Here is a 22829-nt window from a genome sequence, read left to right as displayed (position 1 = left end):
TCCGCATACCGTGCACATCACACCACCTCCATGTCCCTGATCCGCATCTCGTCGCCCGCCACCGGCACCAGCCGCCCGCCACCACACAGCGGGCAGGGATCCAGCCGGTCGTCGATCCGCACCTCCCGCAGGCAGTCGTAGCACATCGCCACCCCCGGCAGATCGATCATCTCCAGCCTCGCCCCCTCGGCCGGACTGCCCCGCATCACCACCTCGAAACAGAACGCCAGCGCCACTTTCTCCACCCCCGCAAACCGCCCGATCTCCAGCCGCAACACCCGCACCGCCGTAAACCCATGCGCCCGCGCCTGAGCCACAACAATCTGACGCATCCCCTCCGCCAACGACATCTCATGCATCAGCGGCCGTCGCCCGCAAGACCGACCGAGATCACCGCGCGCCGGGTCGGCAGTTCGTCCGGGGCCTCCGCCGCCGCCGGTTCGGCCTCCTGCGCCGCCGTCACCGCGGCTTCGCGCGCCGCCCTGATCTCGGCGGCGCGGTCGGTGCCGTCGCGCGCCGCCCCATCGAACAGCGCCGCCATTACCGCGCCCGCCACCTCGACCGCCGCGGCCTGGCTGGCGAAATCCTGCATCGGCGAGAACAGCGAGCAGGCCTTGTAGCCGCCCACCGTCTCGCGGATGTTGTGCAGGAACTCATAGTCGCCCGAGGGAAAGCCGATCACCTCCTTCGCGCCCGGCCGCAGCGCCGACCAGTCCTCGCCCATCGCGGGCAGCATCACGAGGTTCATGAACCAGGGCGCCACCAGCACCCCGAGCGGGCGGCCTTCGTGCAGCCGGAAACCGACCGCCTGCACATGCAGGGCATGGTTCACGAGCGGAACATCCCGCATCTTGGCGTGATGGACCTCGACGAAATCCGCGACCAGCCGCCCGGTGCGGGTGGCGATGTCGGTCAGGATCGCGGCCTCGGGGCTGCCGGGGTCTTCCAGCACCATGAACTGCGCCTTTGGCGCGCCGCAGCCGGGGCAGGACCAGTCGTCGGGCAGGTCCGAGAAGGGGGTGCCCGGCGAGACCTGGCGGAAATCGTCGCCTTCAGCGGGGTCGTAGGGCGTCCAGCAGATCTTGCATTCCATGATCGCCGCCGCCGAAATGCGGTCGTTCGCGCCCAGATAGGAGCCCTCGAAACCGCTCATCGGATCGCCTCCAGCACGTCGCGGAGGCGCGCGCCGCTGTCTTCGAGGTCTTCGCGCGCGGCAAGCGCGACCTCGGGCATCGCGGTCACCTCGAATGTGTCGAGGATCGGCACATCCATCGAGTTGAAATACTGCACCCGCCAGAGGTTGGCCTGCGCCGTCGCGGTGATGCGGCAGTTGCCGTAACCGCGCGACAGGATCGTGACCGCGCCCTCGCCGAACGCCTCGGCAAGGTAGGCAAGGTCTGCTTCAGTATGCGGCAGAAGGGTCAGGTTGACGACATGCGGTTCGGCGCCCGGCCCCCAGGTGGCGGCCTTGTCGAGCAATTCCGAGAGGATCGGCGGCGCGTTTATCACACCGGGCCCAAGCCGCGCCGCCGTGCCCGCCGCCGGTCGGTGCGCGTTGAAGGCGCGCGAGACCGCCTGCAGGGGAACGGGCGCCACCTCGATCCGGTCGACGCCCGCGCCTTGCAGCATCCAGACCCCGGCAAAGACGCTTTCCTGCACCGCCAGCGCCGGAATGCCGCGCAGCTTCATTGCAACCTCGCCCTGCCCCAGCGTCTCGGCCATCAGGGCGCGGCTGGCGGGCTCCATGCGGCTAAGGTCGAACCCCGCGCCGCGCCCGGTGGCCGCCGCCGTGTCGCAGGCTTCGGCGATGTCGTTCAGCGTGGCCAGCGCGGGCGCGACCGAATCCGGGTCATCGACCTCGGGCAGATGCGGCGCATAGGTGCGCATCCCCGAGGGCAGCGCCATGAAATCAAGCTCGCCGTCCTCGGGCTGCGAGCCGGGGCCGAAGCCGGTGGGCGGAAGTTGAAACGTCGCGGGCATGGACGGGTTCCTTACGCGGGGACAAGGCCAAGGATGTGGCTGGTGCGGGCCAGGTAGTCATCCCAGTCGCGCACCTTGGGAATGGCGCCGATCATCGCGCCGCCGTGGAAGAAGATGAACGCCGGGGTCTTGAGCACCTGATGGGTTTCGCGCAGCCGCGCCTCGATCGCGTCGCCAACCACGGCGCAGTCGAAGCGGCCCTGAAAGGCCTGGCGCAACTCGGGCAGGATCACCGCTGCGTCTGCGGTTTCCAGATTGCGGGCGGCGTCGCCGGGCACGAACAGGCAATGCGTGCCCGGCGCGGCAAGATGGGCCGCCAGCGCCGCCGGATCGCCCAGCAGCGGCCAGCCCAGCGCGGTGACAAGTCGCTCGATCAGCGTGTGCATGGTCGCTCCCTACCCCTGCGTCCTGCCGGCCTGACGCGCGGCTTCGAGATGCGGCGGCAGGCTCGGCGCCCGCGCCTCCAGATCGGCGAAGGCGCTGCCGAGGTCGCCGCCCTGCATCAGCGCCCGGAGACCGCCGAGCGCCGCGGTGATCTCGGCCGCCTGCCTTTCGGTCAGAACCTCGCGCGCGGTGCCCAGAAAGGTCAGCACCCAATGGCCGGGTTGCGGATCTTCCAGCAGGCTGAGGTCGATCATCTCGACCCTTTCGCCATCGCTGGCCATCGCGGCGATGCCGTCGATCGTGAGGATCTGCATCGGCACACCCAGGCACATTCAGGCGCCCTCCGGGAAAAACCGCGCGTCGCCGGTGCGGCAGGCGGCGGCTTCGGTCGGGCGGCCCTGTTCGTAGGCGGCCCGGCGGATCGCCGGATCGGCCAGGTCGGGCGCATGGCTCGGACCTGCCGCGGGCCGGATGCCCCAGCCCGCCAGCACATCGAGCGCCATGTCGAGCGCGGTGTCGATCCGCGCGGCAATCGCCGGGCGCAGGCCGCCGCCGTAATCCTCCAACTCCTCCGGCTGGCAGCCGATCAGCACCAGCCGGTCCGGGCAGTAGCCCATCAGCCTGGCGGTGGCGATCACATCCTGAAACCCGGTCTGGTGCAGGCTCATCTTCTTGGCGCCCATGAAGGCGGGCACCGCGTCGCCCTCGATCCGCTTCATCGTGCCGGGGGGCAGGCCATAGTCGATGGCGTCGAAGACCAGAAGCGCGTCGGCCTCTTCCAGAAAGGGCAGCAGGTACAGGCCCTGCGTGCCGCCGTCGAGCAGACGAACCTCGGGCGAAAAGCGCCAGCGATCCGCCAGCGCCTCGACGCAACGGACGCCGAAGCCCTCGTCGGCCCACAGAACGTTGCCGATCCCCAAGATCAGAATGCCGGTCATTGCGTCCCCCCTTTCGCGCGTGAATGGCGGGTGTTCGCCCTGCCCTTTCCGCTGAGAGTATGGCTTTCATCAGCGTATTAGACGGCAATTCCGGCAGCCTTCCGATTTTCTGCTAAATATATGCTTTTGCTTCATAAATCTCGGATTTCCCGCAGATTTCCGATAACCAAACCGGCTACTCTCTTTCCAGTTGGCATGATGTCCGCAAACAACTCTTGCAATGCAATCGGGACGCGCCGAAGCACGCCCCGATCTGAAGCCCGGCCGCCGATCCTATTCCGGGTCGTCGTCCTTGAACGTCCGGTGCCCCGAGATCATCGTCGAGACGATGGACTGGCGGCTCATGATGTCTTCGCGGATCGCGACATAGATGTGGACGATCATGAAGATCACGATCCACCACATGCCGAGGTGATGCAGGGTGTGGATGCGCATCGAATTGTGGACCCAGCCGCGCAGCCAGCCGAAGAAGAAATCGGGCCAGCTTCCCTCGCCCGCGCCTTCGGCATAAAGCGCCCAGCCGGTGACGATCATCCACAGCATGCCCAGCGTGATGAAGAAGAACATCGCCAGTTGCGCCAGCGGGTTGTGGCCGACGTATTTCTTCGGCTTCGACTCCAGGAACAGATACCAGCGCAGTTCGGTAAAGACCTCGCGCCACCATTGCCCGCGCCAGACCGGCAGCATGAAAAGCTGTTTGGCATGATGATTGCCCACCACCGCCCAATACATCCGGCCGGCAAAGCCGACGGTCAGGATCATCGCCGCGGTGAAATGGGTGAAGCGGATATAGCCGAAGGTGAACTGGTTGTAGGCCTCGCCCGCGCCCGAGGTCGGCGGCGGCGAGCCGATCAGATAGCCGGTCACCATCAGCGTGACGATGGCGGCGGCATTGACCCAGTGCCAGATCCGCACCGGCGCCTCGTAGACATAGACCGAGGTCTGGCGGACGGCGCCGGGCATCGCGGCGGGGGTCGGATTGGTGCTTTGCGTGGTCATGGCGCGCCCCTCATCCGAACGCGAGCCAGAGGCCCGAAACGGTGATGGCGCCGCCGATCAGGCGTTGCAACGCCTGCGGCTGCCGACTGCGCGCGACCGCATGGGCCAGCCCGATCCCCGCCAGATGCAGCGCGCCGGTCGAGATCAGGAAGCCCGCGACGAAGAGGGCCGCCGCCCCGGTCGCCTCGCTGGCATGGGCATGGCCGTGGAAGGCCGCGAAGGTCGCGATGGCGGCCAGCGACAGCGCGGTCAGGGCGCCGGGCTGGTCGGATCGGGCGCCAAGCGTCAACAGCCCCATCGCCACCACCGAGGCCAGGATCACCGCCTCGACACCCGGCAACGGCACTTGGGCCCAGCCGAGCCCGGCCCCCGCCAGCATCGCCGTCATGAAGGTCGCGGCGCCGATCCAGACCCGGCGTGGCAGCGCGAAGCCCGACCACAGCCCGACCGCCAGCATGGCCAGCAGATGGTCGGCGCCGGTCAGCGGATGGATCAGGCCGGGCACGAAGCCCGAGGCGAGCCCGTGGCCGGGATGCGCAAAGGCCGGGGCTGCCGTGGCAAGGGCCACAAGGGAAGACAGAAGTCGTTTCATCGGTTCCTCCTTTTCAGCGAACCTTGACGGTGGTCAGCGGCGATCCGTCGGGCGAGATGACATGGGTCGAGCAGGCAAGGCAGGGGTCGAAACTGTGCAGGGTGCGCAGGATCTCGACCGGCTCGTCGGGGCGTTCCATGTAGGTGTCCATCAGTGCCGCCTCGAAGGCGCCGATGTTGCCCGCGGTGTCGCGCGGGCTGCCGTTCCAGGTGGTCGGCACGACGCATTGATAGTTCTCGATCCGACCGTCCTTGATGCGGATCCAGTGCCCCAGCGCGCCGCGCGGCGCTTCGGTCGCGCCGACGCCCTTGGCCTCTTTCGGCCAGGTCGAGGGGTCCCATTTCTCGACATTCGCGGTATTGCTGTCGCCGTTCCTGATCGTGCTGATCAGCTTGTCGAAGAAATGCTTCTGAAGCCGCGTGCAGTACTCCGCCTCCAGCGCCCGCGCCGCGGTCCGACCCAGCGTCGAGAACAACGCCGACAGCGGCAGCTTCATCACCCCCAACAGGCCGTCGACCTGGTTCTTGATGTCTTCGTGACCCTTGGCATAGCCCACGACGTAGCGCGCCAGCGGCCCGACCTCCATCGCGTTGCCGCGCCAGCGCGGCGCCTTGATCCACGAATACTTCGCCGCCTCGTCGATTTCCTGAATGTTCGTTCGGGTTCCCTTGGCGTTCGGCCCCAGCTCGTATTTCGGGTCCGTCACGCCATCCCAGGGGTGCAGCCCCTTGCCGGGCTGGCCATAGGAATACCACGAGTGATCGACGAATTCCTGAATCTGCTCGGGGTCGCGCTGATCGACATCCTGCACATCGTTGAGGTTGCCGTTGATGATCGCGCCGCGCGGCATCAGCAGGTTGGGGGCCGTGTAGTCGTTGGCATTCTCTGGGATGTCGCCATAGGCCATCACCGATTTGCCCGACAATCCGCCGCCATAGAGCCAGTTCTTGTAGAACCCGCCGATCGCGATCACGTCGGGAACGTAGACGTTGTTCACGAACTCGATGCAGCGGTCGATGATCGAGCTGACCAGATTCAGCCGCTCCATGTTGATCGCGCCGACGGCGCCGACGCCATCCAGGTTGATCGCGCAGGGAACGCCGCCCACCAGCCAGTTCGGATGCGGGTTCTTGCCGCCGAAGATCGTGTGGATCTTCACGATGTCCTTCTGCAGGTCCAGCGCCTCCAGATAATGCGTCGTCGCCATCAGATCGGCCTCGGGCGGCAGCAGGTAGGCCGGGTTGTCCCAGTAGCCGTTCTTGAACAGGCCGAGCTGGCCCGACTCGACGAATTTCTTCAGCCGGTTCTGCACGTCGCGGAAATAGCCGGGGCTCGACATCGGATGCGAGGGGCTGACCGCCTGCTGCAACTCGCTGGTCGCCTTCGGGTCGGCCTTCAGGGCGTTGACCGGGTTCACCCAGTCGAGCGCATGCAGGTGGTAGAAGTGCACGATGTGGTCGTGAATCTGCAGGTTCAACTGCATGATGTTGCGGATCGAGTTGGCGTTTTCCGGGATCTTGATCTGCAACGCATCCTCGACCGCACGCACCGAGGTCAGCGCGTGGGTGCCGGTGCAGACGCCGCAGATCCGCTCGGTGAAGGCCCAGGCGTCGCGCGGGTCGCGGCCCTTCAGGATCACTTCCAGCCCGCGCCACATCGTGCCGGTGGAAACCGCGTTGCGGATGAACCCCTTGTCGTCCACGTTCACTTCGCAGCGCATGTGGCCCTCGATCCGGGTCACCGGATCGACGACGATGCGCCGCCCGGCGGTGTCGAGGTTGAAGCCGTTCGGTGTCGCGCCCATCGCTCAGGCCTCCGTCTTTTCTGAAGGTGTCTTGTCCTGCGTCTTCTTCTGCGCCCGCTTCAGCGCCGAGACCGCAGCATGAACCGCAACCGAGGCGCCGACGGCCCCTGCCGCCACCGCGCCGATCTGGTCGGCGTTGGCCTCGATGCCGAACTGGTTGATCGTGGTCAGCCGGTTGTAGAACCCGCCCTGATCCCAGAACCCGTCTTCGGAACAGCCGATGCAGCCGTGCCCGGACTGGATCGGGAACGAGGTGCCCTCGTTCCAGCGCACGGTGGAACAGGCATTGTATGTGGTCGGCCCCTTGCAGCCCATCTTGTACAGGCAATAGCCCTTGCGCGCGTTCTCGTCGTCCCAGTGCTCGACGAACTGGCCCGCGTCGAAATGCGGGCGGCGATAGCATTTGTCGTGGATGCGCTGCGAATAGAACATCAGCGGGCGGCCTTGGCGGTCAAGCTCGGGCAGCCGGTCGAAGGTCAGCATGTAGGTGATGACCCCGGTCATCACCTCGGCGATCGGCGGGCAGCCCGGCACCTTGATGATCGGCTTGTCGAGGATGACCTTGTGCACCGGCGTCGCCCGCGTCGGGTTGGGGCTTGCCGCCTGCACGCAGCCGTAAGAGGCGCAGGCGCCCCAGCTGATGATCGCCTTGGCGTGCTCGGCCGCCATCCGGAGTTGTTCGACAAAGGGCTTGCCGCCGATGATGCAATACATCCCGTCCTCGTTCAGCGGCGGGTTGCCCTCGACGGCGAGGATGTAGTTGCCCTTGTATTTCTCGATGGTGTCCATCATCGCCGCCTCGGCCTGATGACCGGCGGCGGCCATCAGCGTGTCGTCGTAATCAAGCGAGATCATCGACAGCACGACATCCTTGGCCAGCGGATGCGCCGAGCGGATGAAGCTTTCCGAACAGCAGGTGCATTCCAGCCCGTGGACCCAGATCACCGGCGTGCGCGGCTTGGTCTCCATCGCGTGGGCGATCTTCGGCACATAGGCCGGACCCAGCCCGAGCGCCGCCGCCGTCAGCGAGCAGTATTTCATGAAGCTGCGCCGGGTGATGCCCTGACGGCGCATGACGTCATAGAAGGTTTCGATATCTGGCAAGGCGTCCTCCCCTCTGTGGCGCAGGCCGGTTCGAAGGGCCGCCGCGCGTGGTTCCTATCGGTATGGGGGATGCGGGGTCGTCCGGGGTGAACAATATCCCGTTTTCGAGAGACGTCGTTTTTATGTCTTTAAATCAGGGTGTTGATGTTCAAATATGGGAAAACGGGCGGCCCCGGAACGGCAAGTCTCTGACCGCCGCGCCGCCCTCGCCGGTCAGGCGGTTTCCACCGGGGCCGGGTTGCGACGCGCGCACCCGATGCGGATGACCTTCGCTCAATGCACCGTGCAGACCATGCAGGGGTCGAAACTGCGCACGATATGCTGCACGGCAACCGGCGTCGTTTCGCCTTCGCGCACTTCGGCGCCGACCAGCGCCGCCTCGACCGGGCCGGGCACGCCGCCCGCATCGCGCGGCGAAAAGTTCCAGGTGGTCGGCGCGATGATCTGGTAACCCGCGATGCGCCCGTTCTCGATGCGCAGCCAATGGCCGAGCGACCCGCGCGCGGCTTCGACAAGGCCCTCGCCCGCGCCGTCCGACGCAGGCTTGCCGTGCGCCATGAACTGCGCCTCGGGGGTCAGGCCCTGCGTCAACTCCTCCAGCAACACTTGTGTGCGCGCGATCTCGATCAGCCGACCGGCGACGCGGGCCAGCACGCCCCCGCCAGCCAGCGCGCGCGCCAGCGGATGGCCGTCGATCACCTGCCGTGCCAGCGCGCCGACCTCGACGGTGCGGCCCGCCAGCCGCGGCGCCTTGCACCAGCTATAGGCGGTGGCGCGCATGTCGTCGTCGGGCTCGGTGCGGCCCTGCGCGGGGTGCGCCGTGGCGCCCAGCATCCAGGCGTGGCTCAGGTCCTCGGCGATCGCCGCGGTGTCGAGCGGGCGCAGACCGCCGTTCCACAGACCGGCAGCGAAGGCCGGGCGATCCTCCAGCGCATAGGCGCCAAAGGACATGTAGCGGCCGACCCCGCGCCCCATCGCGTCAAGCTTCACGTCTTCCGCGATCTCGATGAACAGCCCGCAATCGCCGCTGCCCCAGCGCATCAGCGCCTCTGGCGTCGTCAGCGCCGCGAAATCTTCCACCGGGGCGCCGAACAGCACCTCCTCCAGATAGCGCCGGAAGGCGCGCAACGAGACCTCGATGCGCAGCTTGTCGCGCAGGCTTGGCGCGCGGGTCACGCCGCCCGGCTGGATCGCCAGCGTATGCGGCCACTTGCCCGCCAGCAGCCCGAGGATGTGCAGCAGGGCCGCCCGCGCCTCGACGGCCTGACGCACCGCCGAGCCTTCCATCGCGGTGAACCGGCGCACCGCGCGACCGTGCCAGCGATGCGGCGCATAGATGGGCCGGGTGAAATCGCACATGAAGAACAGGTTGAAATGGGTCAGATGGTCGGCGAGGTTTTCCACCGCGTGGATGATCGCCGCCACCCGCGCGCCCTGCGGCGTGGGCGTGACGCCCTGCGCCGCCGCCAGCGCGCGCGCCGCCGCCGCCGATTGGCTGATCGAGCAGATGCCGCAGATGCGCGGCGTGATGGTCAGCGCGTCGCGCGGATCCTTGCCTTCCAGCATCCGCTCGAAACCGCGAAACAGCGGCGCGTTGACAAAGGCCTGCGTGACCCGGCCGTGATCGGTTTCCAGCCGGATTTCCAGATCGCCCTCGACCCGGTTGAAGGGCCCGACCAGCAGGTCGCTCATGCCTTGGGCTTTCGCAGCGTCGGCGGCACCAGCAACCGGTCGGCGGTGGCGTTGACGCCGATCCGGCGCGGTGTGGCCGCCTTCGACAGCGACGCCAGCGCCATGAACCAGGCCTTGGGCATATCCGACGGCAGGCCGACCGGGATGCCCGCGATCTTGGGGGTTTCGCTGAAGGCGTGGCGCGGTTCCTCGAACTCGGGCGCGGTGCAGGCGATGCAGGGATAGCCGCCGCGGGTGCAACTGCCCTCGCCGTTCCAGGGGCGGATGTTGCAATCGCCCACCGCCTGCGTGCCGACACAGCCCAGATGCTCCATCAGGCAGCCCATTTCCGACAGGTGTCGGGCCGAGGCCTTGTATTCGTAGAACTCGTTCTTGGGGCAGGCATGATGGACCAGCGTATCGGCATAGAAGCGTGGCCGGTTGTAGCCGTCGAGCGCCGCGGCGGTCAGACTGCCATCGGCCAGCATCAACAGCGTTTCCGTCACCCAGCCGGGGTGAGTCGGGCAACCCGCGACATTGATCACCGGCAGCCCGGACGCGGATCGGAACTCCGCCGGCAGCGCACCGCCGGGATGCGCGCCCTCGTAGTGCAGGCCGACCGCGTCCGAGGGGTTGCCGCCCGCCGAGGTCATGCCGCCGAAAGCCGCGCAGGAGCCGACGGCGACGACATTCCGCGCCACGTCGGCAAGCTGGCGCACCCAGTCGAGCATGGGCCGCCCGGTGCCCGACAGGATGTGATAGCGCCCGGTGCCCTTCGGGCCGCGCGTGATCGAGCCTTCGACGCAGAGCACGTCAAGCCGCTCGGCCCCGGTCAGGATGGCGTCAAGGATGGCGCGCACCTCGGCTCCGGTCTCAAGGCTCAGCGCGGGGTGCCAGAGCATCCTGATCCCGGCACCGTCGAGCAGATCGAAGACGTTGGGATCTTCGGCGCACAGCAGCGACATGGTGCAGCCGCCGCATCCCGCCGATTGCAGCCACAGCACGTTGGTCGTCATGGCGCTTCCGGCGGCAGGGACAGGGACAGGCGGAAACAGGCGCCGCGCCCGTCGGTCTCGCACAGGCGAAGCGTGCCGCCATGCTCCTCGGCGATCTTGTAGCTGATCGACAGGCCGAGGCCGGTGCCGCGACCGACCGGCTTGGTGGTGAAGAAGGGATCGAAGATCGCGGCGGCGGCGGCGGCGGCAATGCCGGGGCCGTTGTCGCGCACCTGAAGGATCGCGCGGTCGCCCTCGGTCAGATGGGTGATCTCGATCGCGGCGTCGGGCTGGTCCTCCATCGCGTCGAGCGCATTCTGCACGAGGTTCATCACCACCTGCTGGATATGGCCGGGCCGACCCATCGCCATCAGCACGGTCGCGCCCGCGAAGGTTAGCGTCACCTGCCGCTTCGATCCGCGGATCACCCAGTTGGCCGCCACGCGGGTGCATTCAACCAGATCGAAGGCGACGATGTCGCCGGTGCCGTCCGACGAGAGGCGGCGCAGGTCCTCGACGATGTCGCGCACCCGCTCGGCGCCGTCGCGCGCGCCCTCGACCGCGTCGCGCAGGTTGCGCACCTCGCGGTCGAGCTTCAGCTCTTCGCGCAGGCGCACGAGCTCCTCGCGGCTGGCGCCCTGCTGAACCCGCTCGAAGTAGGTCTCGAACTTGGCGGCGTAGCGGTCAAGCGCGTGGGTATTGGCATAAACGAAACTGATCGGGTTGTTCAGCTCATGCGCCACCCCCGCCAGCAACCGGCCCAGCGAGGCCAGTTTTTCGCCGCGCACCAGTTGCGCCTGCGCGGACTGGAGTTCGGCATGGCTTTCCGCCAGTTGCGCGTAGGCCTGCCGCAGTTCGCCGACCGGGCGCCCCAGCAGCACCATGCCCGCAGCGCGCCCACGGTCGTCGAAACGGGGCGACAGGTTCAGCTCGACCGGGGTCGCGCCGTCGATCGTCAGCAGCCCCGCCTCAAGCGTCACCGGTTTGCGCTCGGCGGCGGCGCGCTGCAAGGCGGCGGTCAGCGCGGCGTGGTCGCGCGCATCGAACAGATCGGTCAGCGCCATGCCCGCCTGCGCCCTGTGCCCGGCGCGGGCCGAAACCGAGGCGCTGGTTTCCTCGACTTTGCCATTGCGCGAGACCACGATCAGGATGTCGGACACCGACGCAAGGATCGAGCCGAGAAAGGCGCGCATCCCCTCCAGTTCGGCGTTCTGGCGTTCCAACCGCTCCTGATAAACCACCAGATCGGCATAGGTTCCCTCGACCGCGCTCAGCACGTCAAGCCAAGCCGCATCGGAAAACCCCGCCGCGCGCTTGTGCAGATTCTTGCCGAAGGTCGTGGCCATGGGGGCTTCCCCTTTCTGGGCAGCATAAACCCGAGACTCGGCAATTGGAAAGCGCAGCCGCTCAAAATGGCAAATTCCGCTGTTCCGGAGCAGGCTCCTGCGCGGACCACTCCGGCCCCGTCGCACGGATCGCGAAGGATAGACCCGTCGCGGATCTGGTCTTGAACCGATCTGCGACAGGTTGCCGATCGCCCCAGCCACCTCCTATGATCACCCGGCGCGGCGGATTGACCCGACGCGCCTGTCGGATCGCGCCAAACGGGACGAGGAACTTCGCGCCCCTATCCAGCGGGTGTTCGAGAAGAACGGGCGGGTCTGCGGCGGGCGCAAGGTCTGGCGGCCGGTGCGGCGGGAGGGTTTCGACGTCGCCCGCCGCACGGTGGCGCGGCTGATGAAGGCCATGCGAATTGAAGGGATTATCCGTGGCAAGACTCCGAAGTCGGCCGTGCGAGGCAAGCGGGCGCCATGCCCGCAGAACAAGGTGAACCGGCAGTTCCGGGTGCCATTGTGCTCGACCCAATCGCTCGCCCCGCGCCAAACATGCTTTGGGTCAGCGATCTTGCCAATGTCGCAACCTGGAAGGGGTTCGTTTATTGAGCACCCTGCCGACCCGGTCGCGTGACGTCGCGTGGTCCTTTGCTTGCCGGTCCGTTCGCTGGCAGGCCCTTTTTCCGCTCCGGCACATGGCTCGAAGCAACCCGCTTGAAGTCCGCGCAAACGGGCGCCACATCACCAACGCCGTCGCCTCGCGAAGAATCCTCGATGGCCGAGACCAGGCATCGGTCCAGCCTGATGGCGGCAGCGACAATTCGGTGCAGGCAACAATCAGATGGTCGCATCTGGGGGCGAGTGCCACGGCCAGATCGGCCAGCGCGCGCTGCGCGGTCGGCCCGGTATCGCCCGCCTTGGCCGCCCGGATCAGCGCGAGCGTCGGCGCCTCGTCCCGTGGCCAGACGGGGATCATGCCGCGGCGGCAAGATGGTCGCTCTGGGCGCGGGACCGACGCGGCGCGGGCGAGGCGAGCAGACCGATACGCGCTCCGCCCGCCATCACGGCCCGCAGGCGGGCGATGGTGACGTCGCGCATATCGAGAAACGGCAGCGGTGTTGCCGCGACGATCTTCGGCTTGATCGCCAGCGGTGCGGGCTGGGCGATCTCTACGCCGGCGGGATTCCTGCGCGCGCAAGTGGTCGACCCCGGCCATCTTGCCATGCCTTGGATCGGGGATGCGCTGACGATCCTGCCGGGATAGGGCAACCATCGCCCAAGCCTCCAGCAGGATGTTGACGCCGCCCTGGATGCGGGCCGCGGCCTCGGGGGTCAGATACGCGGGATGGTGCGTCGCCAGAACCTGCTTGGCCTTGGCTCTCGCCCGCCCCCAGGCATCAGGCTGGCCCTTTTCGGCCCAGGTCACCGGCGCATCGCGGTCCGCGATCCTGGGATAGAAGCAATCCCGCTCCATTGCCGCTATGGTGCGGGCACCACCGGGGAAATGGCCGGAACCCGGAACCGCTTCGCAGCCGGAACCGCTTCGCAGATTGCATCGAAGGCGAGGGTTTCTTCGTTGACCTCGATGCCCCGGATCCTGCGGTAGAGCAGCAAGTGCATTTCGTCATCCAGGATCAACGCCTCGAAACTGGCGCCCAGCAGCGACGCCATCACCCCCGACGACTCGTCGATCAGGCTGCCCCCGGCCAGACCTGCCGCCAGCGCCAAGATTCCCTTTTCCACCCCCTATTGCGCGTCGATAGCCTTGGCGTCTGTCGTCGAACAGGCCACGCCGGACGGTAGCCCCATCCAAGTCGAGATTTGCGCCGCGGCGGCGTTCAACACCGAAATCTCGCCGCCGCCGACAAAGGCGCCGTACGCAGGCCGATCACCAGCGGCCAGTTCGAGAATACCATCGGATCGCCGGGCTTGAACACGTTGACCATGATCAGACTGCCGAGGGTCTCGGCCAGCGACTGCGCCAGAAATCCGGCAAGCGTTGCCGGGGCGGTGGCCCCCGACTGCGCCGCCGTTATGCACGACAGCGGCAGACCGTGCTCCCTGCAGGCCAGCATGACGGCGACGGCTTCTGTTTCGACCATCTTGCGCGGGAAATGGATGCGGTCGTCGGCCTTCTGTGCGCCGCAGGCCAGCAACTGACGCTCCAGACCTCGGGCACCTCGCCCTTCCCAAGTTCGGCGAGCAGACGCAGCGCGGTATCATGGATGGCCCGCATCGCGGCATCCGTCAGGGCTTGTAGGCCCCGCCAAGCTGGCCCGTCGGACAGGGGTTCACGGCAGGCGGCAGACTTCGCCTTGCCCCGACGATACCGACCGCGTGATGCCGGTGCTGGACAACGTCTTCCAGCGGATGCCCGCCCTGCAGGAGGTCGGGAGCCACACCATCGTCAACGGCCCCATCACCGCCACCATCGACGGAGCGGTGCATGGATTGCGACTGTTCGGACCCCATGCCGCGGAATCGATGCGGCTGGAAAAGCGCCATCGCCACGGGAAGGCCGATCTGGTCATCGAATTCACCCCCTTCGACTCCAACCTCGCCCGCTTCGTCAAGCTCGACAAACCGGCGTTCGTCGGCACGGCGGCGCTGGCGGCGTCGCCGTCGCGGCGCACCCTCTTATTGTTGGTGCTCGATTGTACCCAGGCCCCCGCGCAAGGCGGCGACAGCAGCCTGTCGGGCGGCCGCGTCGTCGGCGCCGTGACCTCTGCCGACTGGGGCCACCGGGTTGGAAAGAACAGTGCCCTGGGCTTCGTCGAACCCGACTTTTCCCGTGCCGCAACGATACCATCGCGGCCTCCGGCTGCGCCGGGCGCGGCTTCTGATCGCGTCCAGCCACCTTCCGCTTCTCGAAATTTCCCTGGCCTGCGGGTTCGAGACGCCTTCGCAGCTCTCACGCGAGTTCAAGAAGGAGTACCGGATCAGCCCCCCATGCTCCGCCGAGTGATGACGGATTGGAAGGCCGGGCCTTTCCAGGCTGCACCTGATCAGGGCGCATTCCATCATGGCGCCGGTGGCCTGCCATGCGGGATCACTTGACGGCGCCCGGCAAGCGCCGCCCGATGCGGACCATGACCATCTCATTGACCTCTCGATCGCCACCGACGTGCCGATCCTGATCGTGGATGGCGGGGTCAGCGTCGGGATCGTCACCAAACACGCCCTGCTGCCCGGCGTTCAGGGAGGGACATGTTGGCGCATCCAGAGGCCACGGCCGCCTCCGAGGTCGAAGGCGGCCATCACGCGCTGGATGCGTCCATCGCCCGGTTTGCCGGACGCCTTGGCCGCTACGACGCAAGAGCCTTCCGCCGGATCCACGAATCCTCGGGGTTCATCCCGCTGGAGTTCAACGCCGCCGCCGCGGTGTTCGGCCCGGTCTGGGCGGCAACGCGCGGCGTGTGGGGGCTGTTGCGGGGTTTTCTCATTCCCGAAACCGTCGCGCTGGTGCAGATCGGGCGCGGGCTTTGGGGCGATCTCGGCGGCGACCTCGCGCGCCGCGCGGCCAGCCAGTTCGCCACCGCAAGCGGTTTTGCCGACAAGGCGGCCGCCGCGAAGCAAGCGGGCAGCACGCAACGCCGTTCGAGACGATGGCCACCAACCAGGCGCACGCGGCAGAACGCAGCCGCGCGGCGGCTGAAGCTGCCGCAGGCCAGGCGGGCACGGTGCTGCTGATCGGCCTGTGCCTTCCGGTCGGCCTCAGGATCGTTCAGGCGCCCTGCGCCAACATTTTCGATGAAACCCATGATCCGCGCTGGCGCAACGGGATTCTCGGCGTGCTGATGGTGGTCGCCGTTGCAGCGTTGACGATGGACAGGTTCACCGCCGTCGATGCACCGAAGCTGTTGTCGGAGTTCCCTGCCGATCGCGCCAACTTCAGCGCGACGGCGCGCGGATCGCCCTGCAGCATCGACCTCTATCACCCGATTCACCATATGATCGGCCGGCGCCTCGTCGGTTCGAGCGGCCTCCGTCTCAAGAAATGCAATCGCAGTCATCATAAGCTGCAAGCACTGATCTCGCGAAACACAGGGCAGGATGAAAAGACCCGGGTGCAGGTCCTCTCTTCCGACAAGGCCTCGAAAGTCCCGGGCATTCTCGGTGACGATAATCCGGTCCTCAACGATGGCATTTTTCAGCACGACATGATCGGGATCACCGCGTCGCCCGATATCTCGTGGATGAACAGCGGTATGAGCACCAGTTTCATTGAGACGTGCTGCAACCTGCGGGGAAAGACACTCGTCGATGAAGAAATGCATGCCCTAATGCCGGACGGCGGCTTCCGGAAGCCACGGTCTTCCCGCAGGCCGCCCTCGCAGCGGGTGGGTCTTGGCATAAGTCGCGGCAGCATGAAAAGCCGCTTTCGGGATGTCCGGGTAGTCTTCGCACAGATCGGCGATCGAGTCGCCGCCTTCAAGGCGTCCAAGAACCGCATAGACTGTCATCCGAGTGCCACGAATGACAGGCGTTCCGCCGAGGATCGCCTCATCCGAGACAAGGTGGGCGTCACGTGCAGCCCGATATGCATAGGCCAGACGGGTACGGGCGCCCGCCAAACCTTCGATGTCCAGGGTGATGGAATCGTTGAGCCGCACATCGGAAAGCCTTGCATCAGCAGCCACGCGGCTACGGCTGATAAACATCCAGATGCGGCGCTTTCGCGCGACCGGTAGGTCGCGCAGCCATTCGTCGTTGATCACAGACAGGAATGGCACGGCAGCCAGAGGCAGGCGGCGAGTCAGCCTCCGCGTCAAGCCATCGGTCACCTTTTCTGCGCGCAGGACACCAGATTCCACCGACTTCTCGATGAGCTTGGTCGATACACCGGCGAGATGGGCTGCTTCGTTGATGGTGAGTTCAGCTGGCATAATTTCTCCCCGATCAGGAAAGATATATAGGCGACTTCGGCGCTCAAAGCAAGGACAGGCCAGTCCGCGGGCCTGTTCATCCAAACCGCCGCCCTCCTGCGGTGAAGGTGTACGCGTTGACGATGATCCCCTCCTCAATGGCCTCGTCCGAAGTGAGGTGGTCATATTCGGCCTGAAGCTGGCGGTAGAGCCATCCGGCGAGATCGCGCAGTGCCTCGGTCACGGTCTCCTCGGCATCCTCGGTGGGCGGCTGCCAGGTCGGGCTGTCCCGGGTGACATCCACGGACATGGTGTTTTCGTGGGAGTAGCGTCCTCGGTGGCTGGCCTCGGCAGCAAGCTGGTAGAAGTTGCGCCGCTGGAGGACCTGCAGACGGTCGGCGATGCTGTGCAGCGCCGAATCCGTCGGGGCATAGTCCCGGATGCGCGCGGTCGCGCCCTTGGCATGGGACCAGTAGCCTTCGAAACAGGCCCCGTCGCCCTGGCTCCAGAACCCGGAGAACCATATGCAGGGCTTGGACCGCGCGCCGCCCCCCATCAGGCGGACGGGCGTGGTCTTCAGGCGGATGCCGAGGATTTCGCAGACACGCTCGAAATCCTCGTAGACCGCGTCCCACCAATCGTCATGGGGCCCGAGTTCGCGATACCAGCTGCGGGCCTTTTCCTTGGCGACGTCGGAGAGTTCGGGGAACTGATAGACCGTCGTGTAGATGATCTCAGGCATCGGCGCCCTCCCCGGTCAGCGCGGCGGCCAGCCATTCGTGGGTGCTGGTCCAGCCGATGGATTTGCGCGCGCCAAGGTCGATGAGATGTGCACCGCCGCCAAAAGCGTCGAGCCGGGGGCGTGAACAGGTGTTGGCATGTTCAAAACCCCAGAGACCGGTGAGGTTGATCTCTTCGGCCAGGCGTCCGCGCGGTCAGCGTCACCTCGGCGCCCGCTTCGGCCAGCGCAACCGCCGCCGAGCGCCCGATCCCCGACGAGGCGCCCGTGATCAGCGCGCGGCGGCCATCAAGCCGGAACGAGGGGGTGCGCGGCAGGGTCACGCCTTGCCCCCCTGCGCCTTCATCCGCGCGAACAGATCGACGCCGAACTGGTTGAACAGATCGATCATGTCGACAAAGACCCAGTTCTCGGTGAACTGCCCGCCGGTCTTCAGCCAGAAGTCGATGCCGTTGAAGGCGATCTTGGTGCCGGTGGCAGGGGTGTCCTGATAGCGGCCGGTGTGGGTGGCCAGCACGCCGGGAAAGCTTGAGGCGCCCACCAGCCGGTTTTCGGCGATCAGGTTGTCGAGATCCTGCACCTGCCGGTCGGGAAAGGCCGCCAGCCACGGCCTTTGATGCAAGTCCTCGAACTCCTTCAGGCTCAGGCAGCCGCCGATGCCGCCCGGCCCGTACCACTTGAGATTGGGATGAAAGAACCGCGCCATACCCATGCTGGACAGGTCCGACCGGTCGAACCGGTTCAGCCCGCCATAGATGAACACCCGCGCAAAATCGAGCGTTTCCGTCGACGTGGCCGCGTCCTGCGGGCCGGACAGGATGCCGTCGTGGCCGGTCGGGGCGGGAAAGACGAAGGGCACGCCCCTGGGGCGGGGCAGAACCGGGCGGCCGATCTGTTCGAACCAGTCGGCGAAATCCAGCAGGAACTGCAATTGCACGATCCGGCCCTCGTGCAGCCGCAGGAACTCGCCCTACCGCAGCCGCAGCGGGCGCGGGCCGGGCGGGATGCCAAGGAAATCGCCGACCGCCGTGCCGGTCATGTAGCCGGTGGCGGCCACCCAGACGGCGCCGTCGCCGGTTCCGTCCTTGCGCCCGTTCGACACACCCGCCTTGAAGATGTGGGTCTGGCGCGCCAGATCGGGGATCGCGCGTTTCAGCGGCGCAAGATACGTGTCGGCCAGCGCATCCGGCCCCTGCAGGTCGCCAACGGGCGCCGGGCTCTGCCAGCGGAAGCCCGCGGGCAGATGCGTGCGGCAGGCGGCGGCCATCCCCTCGGGCGCCGCCGCGTCAACCGCGGCCCAAAGGGCCAGCGCACGGGCCTTCGCGTCCTGCAGCACGTCACTCATTCCGCCGCCATCCCATAGCCCACGTTGCGCCCGCCATAGCGGCGCACGCGGATGTTGCACTGTTCAGCATCGCCCACGAAGCCTTCGAGCAGGCAGAGGCGGCTGCCGTATTCGCCGACCAGGGCCGCGGCCTCGTCCATGACGATGCGCTGATAGCTGTGCGTCTTCAAGAACTTGCCGACCCAGAGCCCGCCGGTGTAGCGGCCCGCGCGGCGCGTGGGCAGGGTGTGGTTGGTGCCGATCACCTTGTCGCCGTTGGCCACGTTGGTGCGCGCCTCGAGGAACAGCGCGCCATCGTTGACCATGTTGGCCAGATACCAGTCGTCGCGGTCGATCATCACCTGCACGTGCTCGTAGGCCATCTGGTTGGCGACGCTCAGCATCTCGTCGTGGGTGTCGCACAGGATCACCTCGCCAAAGTCGCGCCAACTGACCGCTGCGGTGTCGCGCGTGGGCAGGATCGCCAGCAGGCGGTCCACCTCGACCAGGGTGGCAAGGGCCAGCGCGCGCGAGGTGGTGATCAGGCAGGCGGGCGAGTTGTAGCCGTGTTCGGCCTGCCCCAGCAGGTCGGTCGCGCAAAGCTCCGCATCCACCGTGTCATCGGCGATCAGCATGGTTTCGGTCGGCCCGGCGAACAGGTCGATGCCCACCCGCCCGTAAAGCTGCCGCTTGGCCTCGGCGACGAAGGCGTTGCCGGGGCCCACCAGCATGTCGACCGGCCGGATCGTTTCGGTGCCAAGCGCCATGGCCCCCACCGCCTGAATGCCGCCCAGCACATAGATTTCATGCGCGCCGCCCAGATGCATCGCGGCCACGATGGCCGGATGCGGCGCGCCCTGCACTGGCGGCGCCGACGCGATGATGCGCGGCTCGCCCGCCACCGCGGCCGTCAGCACCGACATGTGCGCCGAGGCCACCATCGGGAACTTGCCGCCGGGCACATAGCAGCCGACCGACTGCACGGGAATGGTGCGGTGGCCGAGGATGACGCCCGGCAGCGTCTCCACCTCGATGTCGGTCAGGCTGGCGCGCTGCGCTTCGGCGAAACGGCGGATCTGGGTCTGGGCGAAGCGGATATCGGCGATGTCGCGCGCGGCGACCTTCTGCATCGCGGCCTCGATCTCGGACGCGGACAGGCGGAAACTCGGCGCCGCGTAACGGTCGAACTTCGCCGCCATCTCTCGCACCGCCGCATCGCCACGCGCATTGATATCGGCCAGTGCCGCCTCGACCGCTGCCCGGACACGCGCGTCGTCCTCGGCGCGCTCGACCTCGGGCTTGCCGCGCTTGAGAGGAATCACAGCCATGTCAGGCCACCCCGGGCTGTGGCGGCACCTTCTCACCCCGATCATAGGCTTCCCAGCCGTGACCACCGAAACAGTCAACGTCGAGTTGCGCCATCACATAGGGGAAATCCACCATCACCCAGTTGTCGACGATCCGGCCATCGACGACCTTCCAGAAATCCATATAGCGGATCTCGACCCGCTTGCCGGTCGGCGCGATGCCCATGAACTCGCCCGAATGGGTGGCCTCCTGCCGACCGAAGGCGGCGGCCCATTCGCCCATGAACAGCCGCGCCTCGTCGACGCAGACCTTGTCGGAGAACGCCGCCTGGAACGGGCGCTGCCAGTTGTCCTGAAATTCCTTCAGCCCGGTCTTGCTGCCGCAGCCGGAGTTGCCCATCCAGCGGAAGCCTTCGGTGAAATACTGGCCGATGTCGTCGATGCGGTGGTCGTTCAGGCCGTCGACCATGCCCTCGATCACGGCGCGGGTCGCCTCGGTCCGGGTCATGTCGGTGCCGCGCGACAGTGCGGCCTGTTCGGGGCGCGAGCCTTTCATCGGGAAAGCCTTTCTCCGGTGGTTGGGTGGAAGAGGTGGCAGATCGCGGCGGGAACGCGGGCCGCAACCGGGTCGCCGATCTCGGCGCGAAAATCCTTGGGGGCCTTGATCGCGACCAGCGCGCCGCCCGCCTTGACGGTGACCATGGTGGCATCGCCCAGAAGTTCGAGCGTGTAGATCGGCGCGGCGATCTCGCCCGCTTGCCCGATCGCGGCATCCTCGGCCCGGAACCCGAGGGTGACGGGGCCGTCGGGCGCGGCAATGCCGGGGATGCGCACATGGTCGGCGGCGCGGCGCACGCGCGCGTCATGTTCCGCCGGGTCGGCCCGCCGCACCTTCAGCGGAAAGCGGATGATCTCGTAGACGATCATGTTGGGGTAAAGCGCGTAGCTCTGGAACACCATCGCCACGTCGCGGTCCTTCGGGTCAAGCCCGTTCACCCGGCGCCTGTCGATCAGGATATCGCCTTCGGTCGCCTGTTCCAGACCGGCAATCATCCGCAGCCCGAGGGGCCAAGCAGCACCAGAAACTCGCGGTCCGCAATGGTCAGGTCGAGATCGGCCACGGCCAGTGCCCATGCGGGCTGCGGCATCAAGGCCGGGGCCGTCAGTTTCCTTGGCAACGACTTTCCGGCCATTCAGGATGTCGTTGCGGGGGCCAGGGCCTGTGCCGGTGTCGCGGTCACCGCGAACCCGACCACCGAATACGAGAACCTGCAGGTTGCCGCGCTGACCGCGAACCCCGCGCAATACATGGCGGTGCATGTCACCACGTCGTCGATCGTGCCGCTGCTGGGTGGCAACCTGATCCGCCCGCTCGACGACCTGGTGAAGAAGTACGGTGCGGACCTTCAGCCGCAGCAGCTCATCACCATCGACGGCAAGGTGATGGCGGTGGCGTTCATGATGAACGCCCAGCACCTGTTCTACCGCAAGGACATCCTCGAGAAGCTCGGCCTGCAACCGCCGAAGACCTATGAAGAGGGGCTCGACGTCGCCAAGAAGGTGAAAGCGGCGGGGATTACGGATTACCCCTTCGCGCTGAACACGAAATCCGGCTGGAACCTGGCCGAGGAATTCGTGAACATGTACATCGGCGAGGGCGGCACCTTCTTCAAGCCGGGCACCGCCGAGGCCGCAATCGACAATCCGACGGGCGTCAAGACGCTGACGATGCTGAAGGATCTGATGGCCTATTCGAACCCCGACTATCTCACCTACGACTCGAACGCGACGCAGGCGCTGTGGGAAGGCGGCAAGCTTGCCGTGGCCACCCTCTGGGGTTCACGCGGCGGCGCGATCCTTGACGAAAAGGGCTCGACGCCCGAGATTATCGCGAACACCGTTCTGGCCGGCGCGCCGACCGTGGGCGGCGGCAGCATCCCGGCCACCACGCTGTGGTGGGACGGCTTCGCGGTCGCCAGGAATGTCTCCGACGCGGATGCCGAGGCGACCTTCGTGGCGATGATGCACGCGATCTCGCCCGAGAACATCCTGCCGCACAGCGCGGACTCGGTCTGGCTGGTGAAGGGCTACGAGCCGACGAACACCTCGGCCGGGGTGGTCGCATCGCTGAAGGCGGGGGCGCAGCCCTATCCGATGCTGCCCTACATCGGGCTGATGCACACGTCGCTGGGCGACGGGCTGCCGCAGTTCTTCCAGGGCAAGGAAACCGCCGATCAGGCGCTGGCCGGCATCGAGGCCGCCTATACCACGGCGGCCAAGGCGCAGGGCTTCCTCAAGTAACATGACGCCGACGACGCGGGGCGGCCTTCGGGCCGCCCTGCCTCAGCACGGACGCCCGGACTCATGAAGCGCCGCACCTTCTTCTGGTTCATCCTGCCATCGCTGGCCGCGATGGTCCTGTTCATCGCGCTGCCGATCGCCTCGGTCCTGGCGCAGTCGCTGTTCGTGGAACCCGAGCAGGTCGTGGTCAGCACGCAGAACTGCGGGCCGTTCGGCTGCACCCAATCCTCGACGGTCGATGCCGAGGCCACGGCCAAGGTGCGGACCGAACATCCGCTGGGCCGCTTCAACGGGTTGGGCACCTACCTTGACCGCGCACATCTGGCCAATGCCGGGGTCGCCCGGGCCTATCTGCGTGTTTCGCGTGATGGTGGGCAGGGGTTTCAGAGGATCATGGGCACGCATTTCGCGCGATCCCGGGCAGTGATTTCACGCGGAGGTGGGCAGTGATTTCGCGGGATCGCGGGCAGGTCTGGTCGGCAAACTGAGGAT

At 66.9% G+C, this 22829-nt stretch carries 25 protein-coding genes and 7 pseudogenes; 5 read left to right on the top strand and 27 right to left on the bottom strand.

What is annotated here, in order from left to right:
- Window positions 1-17 precede the first annotated feature (17 nt).
- The 13 genes from hypA to AC11WY_RS16975 all read right to left on the bottom strand — a co-directional run bounded on the left by hypA (window position 18) and on the right by AC11WY_RS16975 (window position 11813).
- Window positions 18-359 carry a hydrogenase maturation nickel metallochaperone HypA gene (gene hypA, locus AC11WY_RS17035; RefSeq protein ID WP_482927222.1) on the bottom strand — a complete coding sequence of 114 codons (342 nt, stop codon included), beginning with the start codon at window positions 357-359 and terminating at the stop codon, window positions 18-20.
- Complete coding sequence (gene hybE / locus AC11WY_RS17030; protein ID WP_482927684.1) at window positions 359-1153, bottom strand: [NiFe]-hydrogenase assembly chaperone HybE; 795 nt, start codon at window positions 1151-1153, stop codon at window positions 359-361. Before hybE ends, hypA begins: the two co-directional genes overlap by 1 nt.
- On the bottom strand, window positions 1150-1980 hold the full coding sequence (locus AC11WY_RS17025; protein WP_482927682.1) for a hydrogenase expression/formation protein: 831 nt from the start codon (window positions 1978-1980) through the stop codon (window positions 1150-1152). The genes hybE and AC11WY_RS17025 overlap by 4 nt, the downstream gene beginning before the upstream one ends.
- An 11-nt stretch (window positions 1981-1991) precedes the next feature.
- Window positions 1992-2366: a thioredoxin domain-containing protein gene (locus AC11WY_RS17020; protein WP_482927680.1), complete on the bottom strand. Its 375-nt coding sequence runs from the start codon at window positions 2364-2366 to the stop codon at window positions 1992-1994.
- A gap of 9 nt (window positions 2367-2375) precedes the next feature.
- Window positions 2376-2696, bottom strand: a complete 321-nt coding sequence (locus AC11WY_RS17015) for a HypC/HybG/HupF family hydrogenase formation chaperone (protein ID WP_482927678.1) — start codon at window positions 2694-2696, stop codon at window positions 2376-2378.
- Entirely contained in the window at window positions 2697-3302 is a 606-nt protein-coding gene (locus AC11WY_RS17010; RefSeq protein WP_482927676.1) for a HyaD/HybD family hydrogenase maturation endopeptidase, read from the bottom strand.
- A 273-nt stretch (window positions 3303-3575) separates the two neighbouring features.
- Window positions 3576-4301, bottom strand: a complete 726-nt coding sequence (gene cybH, locus AC11WY_RS17005; RefSeq protein ID WP_482927674.1) for a Ni/Fe-hydrogenase, b-type cytochrome subunit — start codon at window positions 4299-4301, stop codon at window positions 3576-3578.
- 10 nt (window positions 4302-4311) lie between these two features.
- Window positions 4312-4893, bottom strand: coding sequence for a HupE/UreJ family protein (locus AC11WY_RS17000; protein ID WP_482927672.1), 582 nt, complete (start codon window positions 4891-4893; stop codon window positions 4312-4314).
- Window positions 4894-4906: 13 nt separating this feature from the next.
- Window positions 4907-6697 (bottom strand): nickel-dependent hydrogenase large subunit, encoded by a 1791-nt coding sequence (locus AC11WY_RS16995; RefSeq protein ID WP_482927670.1) that lies wholly within the window; start codon window positions 6695-6697, stop codon window positions 4907-4909.
- 3 nt (window positions 6698-6700) lie between these two features.
- The gene (locus tag AC11WY_RS16990; protein WP_482927668.1) at window positions 6701-7801 is read right to left on the bottom strand and encodes a hydrogenase small subunit; all 1101 of its coding nucleotides are present in this window, start codon (window positions 7799-7801) and stop codon (window positions 6701-6703) included.
- A 273-nt stretch (window positions 7802-8074) separates the two neighbouring features.
- Window positions 8075-9493: a nickel-dependent hydrogenase large subunit gene (locus AC11WY_RS16985; RefSeq protein WP_482927667.1), complete on the bottom strand. Its 1419-nt coding sequence runs from the start codon at window positions 9491-9493 to the stop codon at window positions 8075-8077.
- Window positions 9490-10488, bottom strand: a complete 999-nt coding sequence (locus AC11WY_RS16980) for an NADH-quinone oxidoreductase subunit B family protein (protein ID WP_482927666.1) — start codon at window positions 10486-10488, stop codon at window positions 9490-9492. Before AC11WY_RS16980 ends, AC11WY_RS16985 begins: the two co-directional genes overlap by 4 nt.
- A complete protein-coding gene (locus AC11WY_RS16975; protein ID WP_482927665.1) occupies window positions 10485-11813 on the bottom strand; it encodes a sensor histidine kinase in 1329 nt (442 codons plus the stop codon). Before AC11WY_RS16975 ends, AC11WY_RS16980 begins: the two co-directional genes overlap by 4 nt.
- 157 nt (window positions 11814-11970) lie before the next feature.
- Here AC11WY_RS16975 and AC11WY_RS16970 point away from each other — a divergent pair.
- Window positions 11971-12407 (top strand): annotated as a pseudogene (locus AC11WY_RS16970) (IS3 family transposase); the annotation flags it as partial.
- 366 nt (window positions 12408-12773) lie between these two features.
- Here AC11WY_RS16970 and AC11WY_RS16965 read toward each other — a convergent pair.
- The 4 genes and pseudogenes from AC11WY_RS16965 to AC11WY_RS16950 all read right to left on the bottom strand — a co-directional run bounded on the left by AC11WY_RS16965 (window position 12774) and on the right by AC11WY_RS16950 (window position 13957).
- Window positions 12774-13025 (bottom strand): hypothetical protein, encoded by a 252-nt coding sequence (locus AC11WY_RS16965; RefSeq protein ID WP_482927690.1) that lies wholly within the window; start codon window positions 13023-13025, stop codon window positions 12774-12776.
- 145 nt (window positions 13026-13170) lie between these two features.
- Window positions 13171-13275, bottom strand: a pseudogene (locus AC11WY_RS16960) (hypothetical protein); the annotation flags it as partial.
- Between the two features lie 5 nt (window positions 13276-13280).
- On the bottom strand, window positions 13281-13544 hold the full coding sequence (locus tag AC11WY_RS16955; protein WP_482927663.1) for a trimethylamine methyltransferase family protein: 264 nt from the start codon (window positions 13542-13544) through the stop codon (window positions 13281-13283).
- Between the two features lie 95 nt (window positions 13545-13639).
- On the bottom strand, window positions 13640-13957 hold the full coding sequence (locus AC11WY_RS16950; RefSeq protein ID WP_482927661.1) for a trimethylamine methyltransferase family protein: 318 nt from the start codon (window positions 13955-13957) through the stop codon (window positions 13640-13642).
- 160 nt (window positions 13958-14117) lie between these two features.
- Between AC11WY_RS16950 and AC11WY_RS16945 the strand changes: the two are divergent.
- Both AC11WY_RS16945 and AC11WY_RS16940 read left to right on the top strand, forming a co-directional pair.
- Window positions 14118-14603, top strand: a pseudogene (locus AC11WY_RS16945) (glycine cleavage T C-terminal barrel domain-containing protein); the annotation flags it as partial.
- 405 nt (window positions 14604-15008) lie between these two features.
- Window positions 15009-15491 carry a hypothetical protein gene (locus tag AC11WY_RS16940; RefSeq protein WP_482927688.1) on the top strand — a complete coding sequence of 161 codons (483 nt, stop codon included), beginning with the start codon at window positions 15009-15011 and terminating at the stop codon, window positions 15489-15491.
- Between the two features lie 419 nt (window positions 15492-15910).
- Here AC11WY_RS16940 and AC11WY_RS16935 read toward each other — a convergent pair.
- The 10 genes and pseudogenes from AC11WY_RS16935 to AC11WY_RS16890 all read right to left on the bottom strand — a co-directional run.
- Window positions 15911-16078 (bottom strand): annotated as a pseudogene (locus AC11WY_RS16935) (DUF5615 family PIN-like protein); the annotation flags it as partial.
- A gap of 3 nt (window positions 16079-16081) precedes the next feature.
- The gene (locus tag AC11WY_RS16930; protein ID WP_482927686.1) at window positions 16082-16264 is read right to left on the bottom strand and encodes a DUF433 domain-containing protein; all 183 of its coding nucleotides are present in this window, start codon (window positions 16262-16264) and stop codon (window positions 16082-16084) included.
- Window positions 16265-16763: 499 nt separating this feature from the next.
- Entirely contained in the window at window positions 16764-17408 is a 645-nt protein-coding gene (locus AC11WY_RS16925; protein WP_482927659.1) for an antitoxin of toxin-antitoxin stability system, read from the bottom strand.
- A pseudogene (locus AC11WY_RS16920) lies at window positions 17401-17592 on the bottom strand (hypothetical protein); the annotation flags it as partial. The pseudogene AC11WY_RS16920 and the gene AC11WY_RS16925, both read right to left, overlap by 8 nt.
- A gap of 1 nt (window position 17593) precedes the next feature.
- Window positions 17594-17728 (bottom strand): annotated as a pseudogene (locus AC11WY_RS16915) (SDR family NAD(P)-dependent oxidoreductase); the annotation flags it as partial.
- A complete protein-coding gene (locus tag AC11WY_RS16910; RefSeq protein ID WP_482927657.1) occupies window positions 17725-18342 on the bottom strand; it encodes an ester cyclase in 618 nt (205 codons plus the stop codon). The gene AC11WY_RS16910 and the pseudogene AC11WY_RS16915, both read right to left, overlap by 4 nt.
- 33 nt (window positions 18343-18375) lie before the next feature.
- Window positions 18376-18750: a hypothetical protein gene (locus AC11WY_RS16905; RefSeq protein WP_482927655.1), complete on the bottom strand. Its 375-nt coding sequence runs from the start codon at window positions 18748-18750 to the stop codon at window positions 18376-18378.
- The gene (gene hisD, locus AC11WY_RS16900; RefSeq protein ID WP_482927653.1) at window positions 18747-20057 is read right to left on the bottom strand and encodes a histidinol dehydrogenase; all 1311 of its coding nucleotides are present in this window, start codon (window positions 20055-20057) and stop codon (window positions 18747-18749) included. Before hisD ends, AC11WY_RS16905 begins: the two co-directional genes overlap by 4 nt.
- A 1-nt stretch (window position 20058) precedes the next feature.
- Window positions 20059-20592, bottom strand: coding sequence for an ester cyclase (locus tag AC11WY_RS16895; RefSeq protein ID WP_482927651.1), 534 nt, complete (start codon window positions 20590-20592; stop codon window positions 20059-20061).
- Window positions 20589-21184, bottom strand: a pseudogene (locus AC11WY_RS16890) (ATP-binding cassette domain-containing protein). The gene AC11WY_RS16895 and the pseudogene AC11WY_RS16890 overlap by 4 nt, the downstream one beginning before the upstream one ends.
- On the opposite strand from AC11WY_RS16890, the gene AC11WY_RS16885 reads away from it, so the two are divergent.
- A complete protein-coding gene (locus tag AC11WY_RS16885) occupies window positions 21135-22337 on the top strand; it encodes an ABC transporter substrate-binding protein (protein ID WP_482927649.1) in 1203 nt (400 codons plus the stop codon). The pseudogene AC11WY_RS16890 and the gene AC11WY_RS16885 sit on opposite strands and share 50 nt — an antisense overlap.
- 63 nt (window positions 22338-22400) lie before the next feature.
- Entirely contained in the window at window positions 22401-22787 is a 387-nt protein-coding gene (locus AC11WY_RS16880) for a hypothetical protein (RefSeq protein WP_482927647.1), read from the top strand.
- The last annotated feature ends 42 nt before the right edge of the window (window positions 22788-22829 follow it).

Source organism: Solirhodobacter sp., from assembly GCF_964715405.1.
This window is presented reverse-complemented; position numbering and strand designations above follow the sequence as displayed.